Annotated in this window: 11 protein-coding genes and 1 pseudogene; 8 read left to right on the forward strand and 4 right to left on the reverse strand. The window is 63.8% G+C overall.

The window, feature by feature from the left end; genetic code table 11:
- Positions 1-233: 233 nt before the first annotated feature.
- The 5 genes and pseudogenes from B215_RS0104260 to B215_RS21215 all read left to right on the forward strand — a co-directional run bounded on the left by B215_RS0104260 (position 234) and on the right by B215_RS21215 (position 9202).
- Entirely contained in the window at positions 234-3113 is a 2880-nt protein-coding gene (locus tag B215_RS0104260) for a TonB-dependent receptor domain-containing protein (protein WP_019368387.1), read from the forward strand.
- A gap of 498 nt (positions 3114-3611) precedes the next feature.
- Positions 3612-6755, forward strand: a complete 3144-nt coding sequence (locus B215_RS0104265) for a TonB-dependent receptor domain-containing protein (protein ID WP_019368388.1) — start codon at positions 3612-3614, stop codon at positions 6753-6755.
- A 400-nt stretch (positions 6756-7155) separates the two neighbouring features.
- Positions 7156-7434 (forward strand): annotated as a pseudogene (locus tag B215_RS22115) (tetratricopeptide repeat protein); the annotation flags it as partial.
- A gap of 21 nt (positions 7435-7455) precedes the next feature.
- Positions 7456-8856 (forward strand): tetratricopeptide repeat-containing sulfotransferase family protein, encoded by a 1401-nt coding sequence (locus B215_RS0104270; RefSeq protein WP_237718454.1) that lies wholly within the window; start codon positions 7456-7458, stop codon positions 8854-8856.
- A gap of 52 nt (positions 8857-8908) precedes the next feature.
- Complete coding sequence (locus B215_RS21215; protein ID WP_152997729.1) at positions 8909-9202, forward strand: hypothetical protein; 294 nt, start codon at positions 8909-8911, stop codon at positions 9200-9202.
- Between the two features lie 54 nt (positions 9203-9256).
- On the opposite strand, the gene clpB is transcribed toward B215_RS21215, so the two are convergent.
- A complete protein-coding gene (gene clpB, locus B215_RS0104275) occupies positions 9257-11836 on the reverse strand; it encodes an ATP-dependent chaperone ClpB (protein WP_019368390.1) in 2580 nt (859 codons plus the stop codon).
- Positions 11837-12096: 260 nt separating this feature from the next.
- Between clpB and B215_RS0104280 the strand changes: the two genes are divergently transcribed.
- Positions 12097-14406, forward strand: coding sequence for a TonB-dependent receptor domain-containing protein (locus tag B215_RS0104280; protein WP_019368391.1), 2310 nt, complete (start codon positions 12097-12099; stop codon positions 14404-14406).
- A 166-nt stretch (positions 14407-14572) separates the two neighbouring features.
- On the opposite strand, the gene B215_RS0104285 is transcribed toward B215_RS0104280, so the two are convergent.
- From B215_RS0104285 to B215_RS0104295, 3 genes are read right to left on the reverse strand one after another with little or no spacing between them, the layout of a single operon-like run.
- Entirely contained in the window at positions 14573-14800 is a 228-nt protein-coding gene (locus B215_RS0104285) for a hypothetical protein (protein ID WP_019368392.1), read from the reverse strand.
- Positions 14800-15750, reverse strand: coding sequence for an aldo/keto reductase (locus tag B215_RS0104290; RefSeq protein ID WP_019368393.1), 951 nt, complete (start codon positions 15748-15750; stop codon positions 14800-14802). The genes B215_RS0104285 and B215_RS0104290 overlap by 1 nt, the downstream gene beginning before the upstream one ends.
- 38 nt (positions 15751-15788) lie before the next feature.
- The gene (locus B215_RS0104295; protein ID WP_019368394.1) at positions 15789-16022 is read right to left on the reverse strand and encodes a hypothetical protein; all 234 of its coding nucleotides are present in this window, start codon (positions 16020-16022) and stop codon (positions 15789-15791) included.
- Between the two features lie 117 nt (positions 16023-16139).
- On the opposite strand from B215_RS0104295, the gene B215_RS0104300 reads away from it, so the two are divergent.
- Entirely contained in the window at positions 16140-17090 is a 951-nt protein-coding gene (locus B215_RS0104300) for an ArsR/SmtB family transcription factor (RefSeq protein WP_019368395.1), read from the forward strand.
- Between the two features lie 14 nt (positions 17091-17104).
- Positions 17105-18004 carry a methylenetetrahydrofolate reductase gene (gene metF / locus B215_RS0104305; protein WP_019368396.1) on the forward strand — a complete coding sequence of 300 codons (900 nt, stop codon included), beginning with the start codon at positions 17105-17107 and terminating at the stop codon, positions 18002-18004.
- The last annotated feature ends 81 nt before the right edge of the window (positions 18005-18085 follow it).

Consider the following 18085-nt stretch of genomic DNA (forward strand, 5'->3'; position numbering starts at 1 on the left):
TTTGATGTCACTCCCGCGTGAAAGATTGAGCCTCTCTGCGCTTGGACCTTTACAGTTCCGCTACGAAACGTTTCCACATGCACCCAGGCCAATGCGGACCCCGTCGCGCAGTTGGCAAGAACGCCGCCGAAACTGGTTTCGGCGGCTGTAATTTGAGGGTGATCATGCAGAATTATCGATCCGCTCTGCGGGCTGGCACCAGTCTTTCAGCGGCCCTTCTCGCCACTGCGTTCATGAGCGCGCCTGCGATGGCGCAAACCACGTCCGCCGGCACTGCGCAGTCCGCTACTTCCGAAGCGCCCGATCAGGGCCCGGGTCAGGAAATCGTCGTTACCGGTTCCTTGTTCGGAACGACGAAGATCACGCCGTCGCCGGTCACCACCGTTACCGCCGAGAACCTCGATCAGCGCGGCATCACCACGATCCAAGACGCCGTGCAGAAGCTGTCGTCGAACAACGGTCCGGCGCTGACCAACTCGTTCACGGCAAACGGCGCGTTCGCGGGCGGCGCCTCGGCGGTTTCGCTGCGCGGCATGACGACCAACTCGACGCTTGTGCTCTTCGACGGCTTGCGCGCCGCTTACTATCCGCTCGCTGACGATGGCTCGCGCAATTTCGTCGATCTGAACACCATCCCCGACGACATCGTCGATCGTATCGAAGTGCTCCGCGACGGCGCCTCGTCCAGCTACGGTGCGGACGCGATCGCGGGCGTCGTCAACATCATCACCAAGAAGCAGTTTGAAGGCATTTCAGGCCGCGTCGAAGCCGGCGTGGCGCAGCGCGGTTTCGGCGCCAGCCAGCGGCTGTCGCTCACCGCCGGAACCGGCGATCTCGACGAAAAGGGCTACAACGCCTATATCAGCGGCTTCTATTATCACAGCGATCTGGTACGTAACAGCGACCTGAAGGCGCCGTTCAACAGCGACGACAAGACCCGCATCGGCGGTCCGGACGACACCATCAATCCCGATACGTTCGGCGTCACCAACGCGGGGTCGAACCTCTACGTGGCGCCAGGATCGGGCGGCCGCTATCAGCTCCTGGCCGGCAATTGCCTCAACGGGTCGTCCGTCTCCAGCTCCGCATCCCAGCTTGCTGGCAATGATCTGCTGCCGACCAATGTCTGCCGGGTCGATACCGTGAATCGCTACGGTGTCGTTGCGCCGGAGATCGAGCGCTTCGGCGGCTCCGCGCGTTTCACCGCCAATCTGAACGACGAAACCCAGGCATATCTGGCGTTGAACTTCCAGCAGGCGACCAGCAGCTATTCGGGCACCCCGTCCACCATCTATGCCCATGCGCCGACCGGCGTCTTCTATCCGCAATATTCGACCCGCTCTGATGCGGCACGCTTTGCGGCGGGATCGCAGCCGCTGACGCTGCCGGTCTATGTCTGTGCCGCACGGGTGAATTGCGCCACGGCCGCCGACGGCCGCCTGAATCCCAACAATCCGTTCGCGGCGTCGGGCGACACGGCGCTGCTGGTGGGCGGTCTTCCCAACTCGATCGAACAGGATCGCACGCGCAGCCGCGTCTACCGCGCCGCTGCCGGTGTGACCGGTCAGGTGTTCGGCTGGGATTATCAGTTCGACGCGACCGCAATGCACAGCGATCTGAAGCGTGAACAGAACGGCTATGTCTACATCCAGCACCTGCTCGATGTGATCGCCGACGGCACGTACAATTTCGTCAACCCGTCGGCGAACAGCGCGGCGGTGATGAACTATCTGATGCCGGAGAACGTCACCAACGCTTCGTCGGATCTCTACCAGGCACAGGTTTCGTTCAAGAAGGCCGTGATGGACCTGCCGGGTGGCCCGCTCAACGTCGGCTTCGGTGGATCGATCTTCTACGAAGCCGTGGATTCGCCCAGCGCGAACACCGACTTCAATGGCCCGACTCAGCGCTATTTCCGTCTGAACGCCTTCGGTACGGAAGGACATCGGACCGTCTCGTCGGCATTCGGCGAAGTGAATGCGCCGATCCTGTCGATTCTCGACGTCAACCTCTCCGGCCGGTACGACCATTACTCCACCGGGCAGAGCTATTTCTCGCCTAAGGTCGGCGCCAAGCTGACGCCGATCCGCCAGATCACGGTGCGCGGCACCTGGTCGCGCGGCTTCCGCATCCCAAGCTTCGCGGAAGCGAACGCGTTGCCGACGACGGGCTATGTCACGAACGGTCCGTCAAACTTCAACGACACCTATCTCGCGCAATATGGCTGCACCGTCGCGACCTTCGCGTCGTGCCCCACCTATATTCGGTCGGGCAGCTATGGCTCGACGACGCTGGCGACGCCGGATCTGAAGCCGGAGAAGTCGCGCAGTTGGACGGCCGGCGTGTATTTCGAGCCGGTTCGCGGCGTGTCGTTCACCGTCGATTACTTCAACATCAAGAAGACCGGCGCGATCACCACGCTTCCTGCCGGTCCGGCGCTGACCGCCTATTACACCGGCCAGCAAATCCCCGCCGGATACGAGGTAATCGCGGACTCCCCCGATCCGGCGTTCCCCAACGCCACGCCGCGCATCGCGTTCGTTCGCTCGAGCTTCGTCAATGCGAACACGATCAAGTCCGAAGGCATTGACTTCGGCATGAACGTGCAGAAGCAGTTCGGCGAGGTCGCCTGGACCAGCAACCTGGATGCGACGCTGCAGCTGGAGCTGAGCACCACGTTGCCGGATGGCACGCGCCAGACCTATGTCGATACGCTCGGCAATTATAACCTTACCGCAGGCAGCGGCACCTTCCGCTGGCACGGCAACTGGCAGAACACGTTCAGCTTCCGGCAATTCACGCTGTCGGGCACGGTGAACTACACGTCCGGCTACGACCTTTCGGCGATGGACCAAGACAATGCCTATGCCGATTGCGGTCTGAAGCCGAGCTGGTTCAATGGATGCCGCGTGAAGAGCTACACCACCTTCGACCTCAACGCTGCGGTCAACGTGAACGATCGGGTCACCGTGTACGGCACGATCCTCAATCTGTTCGATCGCATGCCGGGCGTGGATCCGGCGACCTATGGCGCGTACCTGTACAACCCTGTTCAGGCAGGGAATGGCGTCTATGGCCGCATGTTCCGCGCGGGAGCGAAGTTCAGCTTCTAACGCCGCCGAATATGGAAACTTCAGCGCCGCGCCCTTCCAGCAAGGGCGCGGCGTTCTCGTTTTTATGGTCTGAGCTTATCCCCATGCCAAAAAACGGCCGTGCTTATTAAGTGGAGCGCCCAATTCCGCCGAGAGCTACGACAAGGCAACTTCCGCGCCGCATCGCTTGCATGCAGGCTGGTCCTTCTGTCAGGCCAGCAATTTAGTTTCCGTGCTATTAATGGAAACTTACGTGCCTAAAAATCTTACCAGCTGACCTGCAGTCTAATATAATATACCAAAAGTGAAATGTTTGCTGAAATATTCATTCACAGGTGTGGTGTTTCAGCTACACTCTGTCGAAACATTGCGGAAACATGACTGCGGCCAGTTTACAGAAGAGGCTTGCAACTGCTTCTCTCGTGCCAAGCTCCGCCATTTCAGCCGAAGTGAGCGGTGCGGGGAGTAATCCGGCATGTGTGCCCATGCACCAACATCGCCGGGCAAAGAGGGAATCTCATGAAGAACATGCAAGTGAAGCTCCGGGGGGGGATTGCCTTGTCGGCTTTCGTCCTGGCAGGCGTGCTGACGGCATCGCCGGCTCTTGCCCAGGATACGGTTCCGCAGACCGACGACGCCGCGCAAGGTTCGCAGGAAATCGTCGTTACCGGATCGCGCATTCCGCAGCCCAATCTGACGTCCACTGCGCCGGTTACGGTCGTCTCGAGCGAAGACATCAAGGCGCAGGGAACGACCCGCGTTGAAGATCTTCTGAACTCGTTGCCGTCCGTCGCGGCCAGCCAAGCGAGTTCGCTCGCCAACGGCGCCACTGGTACCGCCACGGTCGACTTGCGCGGTTTGGGTACCGCCCGCACCCTGACCCTGGTCAATGGCCGCCGGCTCATGCCGGGTACCCCCGGCCCTGGCGGTGGCTCTGCTGCTGACATCAACATCATCCCTGCCGCTATGGTGAAGCGCGTTGAAGTGCTGACTGGTGGCGCTTCGTCCACCTATGGCGCCGACGCCGTTGCCGGCGTCGTCAACTTCATCCTGGATACCGATTTCGAAGGGTTCCGGATCGATGGTCAATACAGCGTGTACCAGCACGGCAACCGGAATAAGGTTACGCCGCCGCTGCTGGACGCGCGCACTGCGGCCGGACAGAGCGGTTTTGACTATCCGACCGGCAGTGTCGTCGATGGTGGTGCGTTCGACGGAACGGTCGCGTTCGGCACGAAGTTGGGAGATGGCGGCCATGCAATGGCCTATTTCGGCTATCGTAAGGTCAACGCCGTAACGCAGGCCCGGCGCGATTACAGCGCCTGCACGATCCAGAACACCGGCGCCGGCCGTCCGCAGTGCGGCGGTTCGCTGACCTCGGGTAACGGCACGGCGATTCTTTTCGATCCGCGGCTCAACACCAGCTCGTCGACTGTCTATACTTTCATGCCAAACGGCGGGTTCGAAAATACGACTACCCGCTTTAACTTCGCCCCGACTAACTATTTTCAGCGGCCAGACGAACGATTTACCGCTGGTGCTTTCATCAATTATGAAGTTGCGGACTCGTTCAAGCCGTATCTTGAGTTCATGTTCATGGACGATCGTACGGTGGCGCAGATCGCGCCGTCGGGCGATTTCGGTAACACACTCACGGTGAACTGCGACAACCCGCTGCTGAGCGCGGCACAGCGCTCGGTCATCTGCGCTTCGGGCAACCTGATCAACGGCTTCCTGGGCGATTTCCCCCTGGCAGCTGCCGCGCCCTACAACCCGAACCCCAGCGCGCCGGCGCTCACCTTCTTCGATCCACGGACTGGCACGCCTTATAACCGCGCTTTCATGCAGTTGCTGCGCCGCAACACCGAGGGTGGGCCCCGCCAGGCGGACCTGCAACACACCAATTTCCGTGGCGTGATCGGCGCCAAGGGCGACCTATCCCCGGTGTGGAGCTATGACGCCTCCTACCAATATGGTCGGGTGAACTATTCGCAGACCTATCTGAACGAGTTTTCGGTTGCACGGCTGACCCGCGCACTAGATGTAGTCGACGACCCGCGCGTGGCTGGCATCAATCCGATCTGCCGCTCCGTGCTCGACGGCAGCGACGCTGCGTGCGTGCCCTACAACGTCTTCGCGGGACCGGGTCAGGCCAGTGCTGAGTCGGTTGCCTATCTTTCTGCCACCGGTTTTCAGCGCGGCAACACCACGGAGCAGGTGGCGAACGTCTCGTTCACCGGCGATCTCGGCCAATATGGTGCACGGCTTCCCTGGGCCACTGACGGAATCGGCGTGAACTTGGGCGTCGAATGGCGTCGCTCGTCGCTGGACCTGCAGACCGACAGCGCCTTCCAAGCCGGCGATCTGACCGGCCAGGGCGGCAGGACCCTGCCGATCTCCGGCAACTTCCGCGTCTATGAGTTTTTCGGTGAAACGCAGATACCGATCGTTCAGAACGGCTTCATCGAATCTTTGGCAATCAACGCCGGCTATCGTCGTTCTTCGTACAAGACGAGCCGAGACAACAAGTTCGACACCGATACCTACAAGGTTGGTGTTGAGTTCGCGCCGGTTTCCGACATCCGGCTCCGCGGTACCTACAACCGCGCGGTGCGGGCGCCCAATCTGCAGGAGCTGTTCTCGACGGCGACGGTGGGGCTGAACGGCTCGGTCGATCCGTGTGCCGATATCGGCCCAATCACGGCGACCAATTACGGCTGTCGCGCACAGGGCATCGCCGTCGGTCAGGGTGTCACCGGCAATCCGGCCGGTCAGTATAACGGTCTGATTGGTGGCAATCCGAACCTGCAGCCGGAAGTGGCGACCACGAAGACGGCTGGTCTCGTCTTCCAGCCCAGCTTCCTTCGTAGCCTGGCGGTCACGGTCGATTACTTCGACATCAAGATCAAGAACGCGATTCGTGCGTTCGGCCAGGACGCGATCCTGCAGGATTGCGCAACGGCGACGGCTACCTTTACGCCCGCATCGTGCGCCCTCGTGCGTCGTGATGCGGCAGGCTCGCTTTGGCTGACGCCGGGCGGCTATGTTTCGGATCTGCCGAACAATGTCGGTGAACTGCAGACCAAGGGTATCGAGGTCGGTGCAAGCTATGCTGTTGGGCTAGGGTCGTTGGGCCGGCTGTCGTTCAACATGCAAGGCACGTATCTGGACAGCTATCGTGTCAATAACGGCCTGAGCAAGCCGTATGACTGCGCAGGTTACTACGGTTCGACCTGCAGCATCGGCGGCACGACGAATGCGGGTGCGCCGTTGCCCAAGTGGCGGCACAAGCTGCGTGCTAGCTGGCAGGTGAACCAGAGCGTCGGCATTTCGGCGCAGTGGCGCTACATCGGCGCGATCCACTCGCAGGCAACCAGCCCAGACGAAGCGCTGAAGGGTGCGTTCGTCTTCGATCCGGGCAGCCGCCTCAAGCCGTATAACTATATCGACCTGATGAGCAGCTTCCAGATCGGGAAGTCGTACACGTTCCGTCTCGGCGTGAACAACCTGTTCGATCTGGAGCCGCCGCTTGTGACGTCCGGCAACGCCGGCCGTGCAGGCTCGAACCAGTGCCCCACCGGGCCCTGCAACGGCAACACCTATCCGGCTACCTACGATGCGCTTGGTCGCTATCTGTTCGCCGGCGTAACGCTCAACTTCTGAGGCGAGCGACTTAAGATCCATTGGGGGCGGTCGGCTTTCTGCCGGCCGCCCCTCTTGTTTTACCCCAGCCGAACGGCGCACAAGCTCTGCCATGAAATCAGCCTCTTCCTCACCTGCATCCGAACCCTCCGCGCTCAGCCAAGCGGTGCGGCTTGCGCAAGCGGGCGATCTTCTCGGCGCTCAAGCGCTGGCGGAGGCGGCGCTGGCGGGGAGCAGCGATGCGGCGCCGCTCCGGGCATTCCTAGGCATGGTCTGCGCTCGCCGTGGCGCGCTGGAGACGGCAGCGGTCCATCTGGCGGAAGCCGCGCAACTGCGGCCCGACGATGTGACCATAGCCTGCAATCGCATCGCGATCGAAATCGATCGCGGTAACCATGCCGATGCACTCGATATCGCAACGATGGCGCGTGCCACGGCTGACCCCTCCCTGCGGATCGCGCGATATCGCGGTTTCCTGGCACAGTCCCTGTCGCGATTTGAGGAGGCGGTGGAAGCCTATGCATTCGTCATCGCGCGCGTGCCGAACGATGTCGATAGTCTCAACAATCTTGGCAATGCCCGCGCTGCCATCGGTGATCTGGATGGAGCAATCGCCGTCCTTGAACGTGCGGTCGCCACGGATCCTGCCGCGGCACCGACCCGGATCAACCTTGCGCTCACCTATCGCGCCGCTGGGCGGGGCGACGATGCGGAAACGACGTTGCGGGACGCGGCGCGTGATTTTCCGCAGGATGCCAGGCCGCTCCACGAACTCTATATCGTGTTGAAGGAGCAGGCCCGTCATGAGCCTGCCTTGGAAGCGCTGGAAGCTGCCGCGATACGCGACCCGGCCGACATGGCCATCCAGCTCAAGCTGGCGATTGAATACGGAATCATGATGGAAACGGAGAAGGCGGAACAGGCCTATCTCCGCGTCCTGGAGCATCGGCCAAATGAGCAACTCGCTTATCTCGGGCTCGCGATCCATTACGAACACCACAATCGGGGCGAGGACCTGGCCCCGCTTGCCGCTCGCGCGGAAGCGAACGGAATCGACGCAGGGACTCGAGCGTTCCTGGCTGCGCTCGATCATCGTCGCGCTGATCGATTTCAGGAAGCGCTCGGCTGCCTGGAGCTTGTTCCAGCTGACATAGAGCCCGAACGTACCGCACATTTGCGGGCGACGGTCCTGGATCGCCTGGGCCGGACGGACGAGGCTTTCTACTGGATTGAGGAAACCGGGCGGCGCCATGCCGCGCATGAGTCGGCGCCGTTGCTGCGTGCGGAAGCGCTACGAACGCAGGTGCGCAGCGAAATTGGCAGAATGACGCCTGCGTGGGTGAACGGCTGGACGCGGGATCCTGTGTTCGCAGGGCAGGATCCAGTCTTTCTCCTAGGCTTTCCGCGTTCCGGTACGACGTTACTGGACACGATCCTCATGGGCCATCCGGAGACGGTGGTACTGGAGGAAAAGCCAGCGCTGAACGTCGTGGAGGATGCTATCGGCGGAATGGATGCGCTGGCGGCGATGGACGAAGCAGCCATCGATGCAGCGCGCGCACACTATTTCTCGGAAGTGGCGCGGTACACCGCGCTGCCTTCAGGTCGGATGCTGGTCGATAAGTCGCCGCTCTATCTATACAAAGTGCCGTTGATCCGCCGGCTTTTCCCAAAAGCCCGGATCATCCTGGCGCTGCGCCACCCATGCGATGTGTTGCTGAGCTGCTTGATGAGCAACTTCCGGCTCAACCGAGCGATGTCCAATTTCCTGCGGCTGGAGGATGCTGCGGACTTTTATGATGCGAGCTTTGCGCACTGGGAGCGGGCGCAGCTGCTGTTCGACGTGCCGGTGCGGACGATCGTCTATGAGCGTCTGGTGCAAGACGTGGAAGCAGAAGTTCGCCCGCTTTTCGACTGGCTGGACCTTTCGTGGACGGCTGCGGCGCTTGACCATCAACGGACCGCGCGCGAACGCGGCCTTATCACCACGGCAAGCTATTCGCAGGTGACGGAGCCCATCTATCAGCGGGCGGCGGGACGGTGGCATCGCTACCGGGATCACCTTGCGCCGATCTTCCCGAAAATTGCGCCTTGGGTGACGAAATTCGGCTACAAGCTATAGCATACATCGGCAATTCGATCGATGCCTAGTGGGCAGAGCAGGAGGATTCGGCGTGAACAACAATCGTCTCGCTTGGGGGTGCGCTGCGCTGCTGGGGCTGCTGTGGATCGGGACGGCTACAGCGCAGCAGCAACCGGACCCGGCTACGAAACCGCCTGAGAAGTCATCGCGCGCTGCGCGCGATCCAAACGAGATGGTTTGTGTGAAGGAAGAGGTTCTGGGGAGCCGGCTGCAGACTCGCAAGGTCTGCCACACGCGCGCGCAATGGGCTGAACTTCGTCAAGCGGACCGTCAGAATATCGAGCGCGTGCAGACTGGAAGCTGCCAGCCGCAAGCAGGCTGCTGATCGTCTAGAGTACCGGGCGGGAGGAGGGGCGATGGCCGCCCCTCCTCCCGCAGATCAATCGACGCGCAGCGCCAAGGCTCCGTCGCCTTCGTCGACATGCACGGTCGATCCGTCCTTCACCGCACCGCGCAGGATCAGGTCGGCGAGCGGATCCTGCAGGTACTTCTGCACGGCGCGCTTGAGCGGACGCGCGCCGTACACCGGATCATAGCCCACGCGGCCAAGCCATTCCCGCGCCGCCGGCGACAGGTCGATGCCCACCTTGCGGTCCTTGAGCAGCTTGGCCACGCGGCCGACCTGGATGTCGACGATCGGCGCCATGTGGTCCGCGCCCAGCCGGTGGAACAAGATGATCTCGTCCAGACGGTTGAGGAATTCGGGGCGGAAATGCGCCCGCACCACCTCCATCACCTGCGGCTCCACCTCCTCCACCGGATGTCCGTCGGCCAGGTTGGTGAGATACTGGCTGCCCAGGTTCGAGGTGAGGATCACGATCGTGTTCGAGAAGTCCACCGTGCGGCCCTGCCCGTCGGTCAGGCGACCGTCGTCGAGCACCTGGAGGAGGATGTTGAACACGTCGTTGTGCGCCTTCTCCACCTCGTCGAACAGCACCACCTGATACGGCCTGCGTCGCACCGCCTCGGTGAGCACGCCGCCTTCCTCATAGCCGACATAGCCCGGAGGGGCGCCGATCAGCCGCGCGACCGCGTGCTTCTCCATGAACTCGCTCATGTCGATGCGCACCATCGCGTTGGGATCGTCGAACAGGAATTCGGCGAGCGCCTTGGTCAGCTCGGTCTTGCCCACGCCCGTGGGCCCGAGAAACAGGAAGCTGCCCAGCGGCCGGTTCGGATCCTGCAGGCCCGCGCGGCTGCGGCGCACGGCGGTGGAGACCGCCTTCACCGCATCGGCCTGGCCGATCACCCGCTTGCCGAGCTGCTCCTCCATGTGGAGCAGCTTCTCGCGCTCGCCCTCCAGCATCCGCTCCATCGGGATGCCGGTCCAGCGCGCGACCACCCCGGCAATGTCGTCGGCCGTCACTTCCTCGCGCAGCATCGCGCCCTTGGTGACGTTCTGTGCTTCGTCGAGCTGGCGGGTGAGCTGCGGGATCACGCCATAGGACAATTCGCCTGCACGCGCGAGGTCGCCCGCGCGCTGCGCCTGGTCAAGCTCGATCCTTGCCTGATCGAGCTGTGCCTTCAGCACGGCCTCGGCGTTGATCTTGTCCTTCTCCGCCTGCCAGCGCGTGGTCAGCCCGGCCGACTGCTCCTCGAGATTGGCGAGGTCCTCCTCCAACGTCGCTAGCCGGTCGCGCGAGGCCTCGTCGGTCTCGCGCTTCAGCGCCTCGCGTTCGATCTTGAGCTGGATGATCCGCCGATCGAGCGACTCGATCTCCTCGGGCTTGGATTCCACCTCCATGCGGATGCGGCTGGCGGCCTCGTCCATCAGGTCGATCGCCTTGTCGGGCAGGAAGCGGTCGGCGATGTAGCGGTTGGAGAGCGTCGCCGCCGCAACGATCGCCGCATCGGTGATCCGCACGCCGTGGTGCAGCTCGTACTTCTCCTTGAGCCCGCGCAGGATCGAGATCGTGTCCTCGACCGTGGGCTCGCCGACGAACACCGGCTGGAACCGCCGCTGGAGCGCGGGGTCCTTCTCGACATGCTTCTGATATTCGTCGAGCGTGGTCGCGCCGATGCAGTGCAGTTCGCCGCGGGCGAGCGCGGGCTTGAGCAGGTTGCCGGCGTCCATCGCGCCCTCGGCTTTCCCTGCGCCGATCAGCGTGTGCATCTCGTCGATGAACAGCACGATCTGGCCCTCGGCGCCCTTCACCTCGTCGAGCACGCCTTTCAGCCGCTCCTCGAATTCGCCGCGATATTTGGCACCCGCGATCAGGCTGCCCATATCGAGCGCCATCAGCGTGCGATCCTTCAGCGTATCGGGCACGTCGCCATTGGCGATGCGCAGCGCGAGGCCCTCGGCGATCGCGGTCTTGCCGACGCCGGGCTCGCCGATCAGCACCGGATTGTTCTTGGTGCGGCGAGCGAGGATCTGGATGGTGCGGCGGATTTCCTCGTCGCGGCCGATGACGGGATCGAGCTTGCCGGCGCGCGCCGCCTCGGTCAGGTCGCGGGCGAACTTCTTGAGCGCGTCGTAGCGGTCCTCGGCCGAGGCGGTGTCGGCGGTGCGGCCGCCGCGCATGCTGTTGATCGCGGTGTTGAGCGCCTCGGGCTTGGCATTCGCGGCCTGCAGCGCCTTGCCGGCGGCGGTGTTGAGGCTCAGCGCCAGCGCGACCAGCAGCCGCTCGACGGTGACGTAGGAGTCGCCGGACTTCTGGGCGATCGTCTCGGCCTGGTCGAGCACGCGGACAAGATCGTTGTCGAGCCCGGGCGTCGACTGCGCGCCCGAGCCGCTGACGGCGGGGATCTTCGACAGGGCAAGATCGGTCTCACTCAGCGCGCGCTTGGCGTCACCGCCGGCCGCCTGGATCAGGCCGCTGGCCATGCCCTGCTCGTCTTCGAGCAGTGCCTTCAGAAGATGTTCCGGGCTGATCCGCTGATGGTTCATGCGGATCGCCACGGTCTGCGCCGATTGCAGGAAGCCCTTGGCGCGGTCGGTGAATTTTTCGAGGTTCATGCCTGATCCCTGTTCGCGTGTGACCAGCAGATAGTGTTGCAATTGGGCAACACAAGAGGGGCGAGATGCGTCATGGCTATCGTAGTGCGGCAGCGGTCGACAACGGGAAATCCGGACTTTTCCGAAGCGTAAATCCAAACGTCACGGAGATGTCACGATGGAGTCCCGAGAATGAAGCGTTAACTATCGAATGTTGCAACGCGGCACGGCTAGCGGCGGCCCAGCACGGGCGAGGGGCCTGGTGCTTTCCCAAGGGGATCATGCGCATGCGCATCCGTATGCTTGCCGCCGGGCTGCTCGCCGGCACGTCGCTGTTCACTGCCGGCGCGGCCTTCGCGCAGACGGCGCCCACCGCCACGCTGATCGACGACACCCAGCCGCAGAGCGGCGCCGACGACATCGTTGTGATCGGCAAGGGCGAGACCCGCCAGATCCAGACGCTGACTCAGGCCGACATCGCACTACTCGCGCCGGGCACCAGCCCGCTCAAGGCGATCGAGAAGCTGCCGGGCGTCAACTTCCAGGGCGCCGATCCGTTCGGCGCCTATGAATGGGCGCAGCGCGTGTCGATCCGCAGCTTCAACCAGAACCAGCTGGGCTTCACGCTGGACGGCGTCCCGCTCGGCGATGCCAGCTACGGCAACGTCAACGGCCTGCACATCAGCCGCGCGATCATCAGCGAGAACATCGCCGAGACACGCGTGTCGCAGGGCTCGGGCGGGATCGATACCCAGGCGACCAACAATCTCGGCGGCACGCTCGAATTCCTGTCGAGCGACCCCAAGGAGAAGCTCGGCATCGACGTCAACGCCACCGGCGGCAGCGACAATTTCTGGCGCGTCTTCGGTCGGCTCGATTTCGGTGAGCTCACCCCGGGCGGCACCCGCGCCTATCTCTCCTACCTCCACTCGGATACCGACAAGTGGAAGGGCTGGGGTGCGCAGCGCATCAACCAGGTCAATGGCAAGATCGTCACCCCGATCACGCCGGAGCTGCGCGCGGTCGGCACGTTCGACTTCTCCGATCGTCGCGAGAACGACTATCAGGACATGTCGCTCGATATGATCAAGCGTCTCGGCTACAACTGGGACAATATCTCGAACGACTATGCCAAGGCGATCCTGGTCTCGGACATCGGCGCCAACAACGGCTATACCGGCGTGACGCCGACCAATCCGGGTGCCGGCAAGGTGTATCCGGCGCCGTTCCTCAACCCGGACGACGCCTATTACAACGCCGCGGGCCTGCGCCGCGACTATCTCGCCTCGGCGGGCCTGGAGACGACCGGCGGCTCGGCGGTCCACGGCGTGCTGAAGGGCTATTTCCACAACAACCATGGCCAGGGCCTGTGGTACACGCCGTACGTCGCCTCGCCCAACGGCGTGCCGATGTCGCTGCGCACCACCGAATATGACATCCGCCGCGGCGGCGTGTTCGGCAATATCGGCACCAAGCTCGGCTTTAACGACGTGACCGTCGGCGGGTGGTACGAGCGCAACGATTTCCGCCAGGCGCGCCGCTTCTACGCGCTGGACAGCCGCACCAACCCGGGCCGCGACAGCCTGACCTTCCAGAGCAACCCGTTCGCCACCCAGTGGTACTGGAAGTACCAGACCGACACCGTCCAGTATTTCGTGCAGGACAAGATCGAGCTGGGCGCGCTGACCGCGAATCTGGGCTGGAAGGGCTTCGCCGTCACCAACCATGCGACGCCGATCGTCGCGGGCGGGCTCGCCGGCGGCCGGATCAAGGTGACCGACTGGTTCCAGCCGCATGCCGGCCTCAACTACCGGGTGAACGACAATGCCGAGCTGTTCGCCGGCTTCACCCAGGTGACCCGCGCCTTCGTGTCGGCGGCGACCAGCGGCCCGTTCGCGACGACCCAGGCCGGCTTCAACGCGCTCAACAGCGGTGCGACCAAGCTCAAGCCCGAAGCATCGGACACCTATGAAGTCGGCGGCCGCTATCGGAGCGGCATCTTCACCGGCTCGCTGGCTGGGTATTACGTCAACTTCCGCAACCGCCTGCTGGCGGTGACGACCAGCGCCGGCATCGTCGGCAACCCGGCGATCCTGCAGAATGTCGGCGATGCGCGCTCGATCGGCGTCGAGGCGACTGGCGACGTGCGCCTGCCGATGGGCTTCGGGCTGTTCGCCTCGTACAGCTACAACGACTCGACCTATCGCGACGATGTCCGCACCGCCACGGCGGTGATCCCCACCAAGGGTAAGACAGTGGTGGATTCGCCCAAGCACATGCTGAAGGGCGAAGTTACCTGGTCGGGCCAGGGCTTCAACGCCCGCGTCGGCGCGAACTACATGAGCAAGCGCTACTTCACCTATACCAACGACCAGTTCGTGGACGGCCGCGTGGTGGTGGATGCGACGCTCGGCTACGCGTTCGACCTGGGCGGCCGGAAGCTCGAACTGCAGGGCAACGTCACCAACCTGTTCGACAAGAAGTACATCTCGACGATCGGTACCAACGGGTTCGGCAACAGCGGCGACAACCAGACGCTGATGGTCGGCGCGCCGCAGCAGTTCTTTCTGACGCTGAAGGTCGGGATCTAATCGCTGCCGGGAGAGGATGAAGAAGGGCGGGGCACCACGTGCTCCGCCCTTCTTTGCCTTTGTCATCCCGGCGAAAGCGGGGATCCAGTCGCCTCTCGGCTTCAGCAAGAGCCGCAACGTTGCCCCCAATGGATCCCGGCTATCGCCGGGATGACGGTGCAAGGTTTCAGCTGGCGACGATCGGATAGGTGATCCGCAGCTCGTCGAGCAGCTTCTCCACCGCCGCGACGTCGCCCGCCGCCCCGCTGGGGGCCAGCGACCAGTTGCAATGCGGGTGCGTCTCGGCGTCATAGACGCGCACCTTGCCCAGCACCGTTTTCCAACGGCGCACGGTTCCGCCGTGGCGGCGGACGAGTTGGGCGACGATACGATCGATCAGGTCTGCTGCGGTCATCAGGCCCCGGCGGCAGTCAGGCGATCGAGCTGGTCGCGGCTGAGTTCGAGATCCCAGGCTCCGATCAACTCGTCGAGCTGCTCCACGCTGGTGGCGCTGGCGATCGGCGCGGTGATACCGTCCTGCGCCGTCACCCAGGCGAGGGCAATCTGGGCCAGGCTGGCGCCGGTCTCCGCTGCAACCGCATCCATCGCCGCCAGCACCGGGCCGCCCCTGCCGGCGAGCAGCTTGGCCATGCCGGCGCCGCGCACGCTCTTACCCAGGTCGGCCTCGCTGCGGTACTTGCCGGTTAGGAAGCCCGAGGCGAGCCCGTAATAGGGAACCACCCCGATATTCTGGGTGATGCACAGATCCTGCAACTCGCCTTCGAACTTGTGCCGGCGGACCAGATTATATTCAGGCTGGAGCACGCGAATATGCGGCAGGCCTTCCCTGGCGGCAATGTCGAGCGCCGACTTCAGCCGCATCGCATGGAAGTTGGAAGCGCCTAGCACGCGGATCTTGCCGGCATCGAGCAGCGTGCCGAATGCGGCGAGATACTCCTCCTGCGGCACGCTCTCATCATCCTGGTGCGCGAAGTAGACGTCGATCGTCTCCACGCCGAGCCGCCGGAGCGAGGCCTCGGCCGCGGCGGCGATGCGAGCGGGCGCCAGCTTTTCGCCGCCATCGCCCGGTAGCATGCCCACCTTGGTGGCGATCAGCACCTGGTCGCGTTTGCCGGACGTGCGCAGCCATTCGCCGATCAGGCTTTCCGATTCGCCACCGCTATGGCCAGAGACCCAGGCCGAATAGACGTCGGCGGTGTCGATCATCACCCCGCCGCGCTCGGCGAAGCGATCGAGGATCCGAAAGCCCCTCGCCTTGTCGACGGTCCAGCCGAAGACGTTGCCTCCGAGAACCAGCGGCGAGATATCCAGGCCCGAGGCGCCCAGCGGGCGAAGATGCGGCATGGCGATGCTCCGAGAAGAGGGAAGGCTGCACAAACGCCTTAGTCGACGATCTCGTTGCCAATGGTCGTCGCATTGGTGGCATAGGCGTTCTCGGCATCGGTGAAGGCAGCATCTTCGGCCGCGTTCACGTCTGCCACCGCTTCGCCCATCGTGTTGCTGTCGCCAACCATTGCCTCATTGGCTTCTGCGGCTTCGTTCTGCGCGTTGCCGCCACAGGCGGAAAGGCCGGCAAGGGCAAACGCGGCGACGGGGAGGAGGAGAAGCTTGCGCATGGATGTGGGTTCCTTCACGGGGAGAGGTGTCGGGGCTAGCCACAGGCGCAAACGCACGCAACCGCGCAGCGATGCGTTGACCTGATATAAAGATATCTTTATATCTATAAGCCGCCCATGACAGAGCCCCTCACCATCTTCCGCGCGCTCGCGGATTCGACCCGGCTGCGGATCGTCGCATTGTTGCGGGCCATGGAATTGAGCGTGGGCGAGTTGGCGCAGGTGCTGGGGCAAAGCCAGCCGCGGGTTTCGCGTCATGTGAAAATCCTCTGCGACGCCGGCGTGGTTGAGCGGCGCAAGGAAGGCAGCTGGGTGTTCGTGGCGCTGGGCCGGCGGGGGATCACGGCGCCGGTGCTTGCAGCGCTGGACGCCTGGGAACTGGCGGGCGATCCCTGGGTAATCGCCGACCAGGCCCGGCTCGCGGCGGTGCGTGCCGATCGTGCCGCGGCTGCCGAGGCATGGTTTGAGGCGAATGCCGATCAATGGGATGCGATCCGTTCGCTGCACGTCGCGGACAGCGAAGTCGAAGCCGCGATGGCGATCGCGTTGGGTGAAGGCTCACTCGGCAGCCTGGTCGACATCGGCACGGGCACGGGGCGGATGCTCGAGTTGTTCGGGCCGCGATCGGCCCAGGCGCTGGGCATCGATCGCTCGTCCGAAATGCTGCGGCTAGCGCGTGCCAAGCTGGCGGATCTTGCTCATGCCGAGTTACGCCAGGCCGATCTCTATGCGTTGCCGCTGGCGGACGGGACCGCAGATACTGCTATATTGCATCATGTGCTCCACTTCGCGCAGCAACCGGCAGCGGCGATCGGCGAGGCAGCACGGGTGCTCGGCCCCGGCGGGCGGCTGCTGATCGTCGATTTCGCGCCGCACGAGCGCGAGGAACTGCGCACCCGCGATGCGCATGCGCGACTGGGATTTTCGGACGAGCAGATGCTCGGCTGGTTCGATCGCGCCGGGCTCGCCCCGGTGCAGGTGCAGACGCTGGAAGGCGGTGCGCTGACGGTGAAATTATGGCTCGGTCGCAAGACCGGGGGGAGCGGGGAAAAGGTGAAGGCGGCATGAGTATCGTAGACCCCATGGCACCGCCCCTGTTCGCCGACGTGGCGGGCGATGTGGCGGTGAGCTTCGAATTCTTCCCGCCCAAGACCGAGAAGATGGAAGAGACGCTTTGGGCCTCGATCGAGACGCTGTCGCCGCTCGGGCCGCGTTTCGTGAGCGTCACCTATGGCGCCGGCGGCACGACGCGCGAGCGCACCCACGCCACGGTCTCGAAGATCGCGCGCGAGACGCCGCTGGCCGCCGCCGCGCATCTCACCTGCGTCGAGGCGACGCGCGAGGAGATCGACCAGATCGCCGAGGAATATTGGGCGGCGGGCGTGCGGCATATCGTGGCCCTTCGCGGCGATCCGCCCCGCGCCGGCGAGAAGTACCGCACCCATCCCGGCGGCTATGAGAATGCGGCGGACCTGGTCGCGGGCCTGCGCCGGCTGCATCCGTTCGAGATTTCGGTGAGCGCCTATCCCGAATGCCATCCGGATTCGCCGAGCCCCGAGGCCGATCTCGACAATCTCAAGCGCAAGATCGATGCCGGTGCCAACCGCGCGATCACCCAGTTCTTCTTCGAGGCCGAGACCTTCCTGCGCTTCCGCGACCGCGCGGCGGCGGCGGGGATCGATGCCGAGATCGTGCCGGGCATCATGCCGGTGATGAACTATGCCAGCGTGGTGAAGATGTCCGCCATGTGCGGCACCGACGTGCCGGCCTGGATGGAGAAGCTGTTCGAGGGGCTCGACGAGCACCCGGGCGCGCGGCAGCTGGTCGCGGCGACGCTGGCGGCGGAACTCTGCCGCAAGCTCTATGCGGGCGGCGTGCGGCAGTTCCACTTCTACACGCTCAACCGCGCCGAACTGAGCTACGCGATCTGCCACCTGCTGGGCCTGCGCCCGCGGCAACAGGCGGCGGTGGCGGCGGCCTGACCCAACTTCATTCCCCTTCCGCTTGCGGGAGGGGCTAGGGGAGGGGATGGGCGCCTCTTCGCCGGACCGTATCGATTTCAG

It is taken from the genome of Sphingomonas sp. ATCC 31555 (genome assembly GCF_000282895.1).
GTDB lineage: Bacteria > Pseudomonadota > Alphaproteobacteria > Sphingomonadales > Sphingomonadaceae > Sphingomonas.

What these genes read in the sequence shown, in the direction of transcription:
- B215_RS0104300 (WP_019368395.1), top strand. Translation starts at nt 16,140, where the DNA reads ATGACAGAGCCCCTCACCATCTTCCGCGCGCTCGCGGATTCGACCCGG.
- metF (WP_019368396.1), top strand. Translation starts at nt 17,105, where the DNA reads ATGGCACCGCCCCTGTTCGCCGACGTGGCGGGCGATGTGGCGGTGAGC.
- B215_RS0104260 (WP_019368387.1), top strand. Translation starts at nt 234, where the DNA reads ATGAGCGCGCCTGCGATGGCGCAAACCACGTCCGCCGGCACTGCGCAG.
- B215_RS0104280 (WP_019368391.1), top strand. Translation starts at nt 12,097, where the DNA reads ATGCGCATGCGCATCCGTATGCTTGCCGCCGGGCTGCTCGCCGGCACG.
- B215_RS0104290 (WP_019368393.1), bottom strand. Translation starts at nt 15,750, where the DNA reads ATGCCGCATCTTCGCCCGCTGGGCGCCTCGGGCCTGGATATCTCGCCG.
- B215_RS0104285 (WP_019368392.1), bottom strand. Translation starts at nt 14,800, where the DNA reads ATGACCGCAGCAGACCTGATCGATCGTATCGTCGCCCAACTCGTCCGC.
- B215_RS0104295 (WP_019368394.1), bottom strand. Translation starts at nt 16,022, where the DNA reads ATGCGCAAGCTTCTCCTCCTCCCCGTCGCCGCGTTTGCCCTTGCCGGC.
- B215_RS0104265 (WP_019368388.1), top strand. Translation starts at nt 3,612, where the DNA reads ATGAAGAACATGCAAGTGAAGCTCCGGGGGGGGATTGCCTTGTCGGCT.
- clpB (WP_019368390.1), bottom strand. Translation starts at nt 11,836, where the DNA reads ATGAACCTCGAAAAATTCACCGACCGCGCCAAGGGCTTCCTGCAATCG.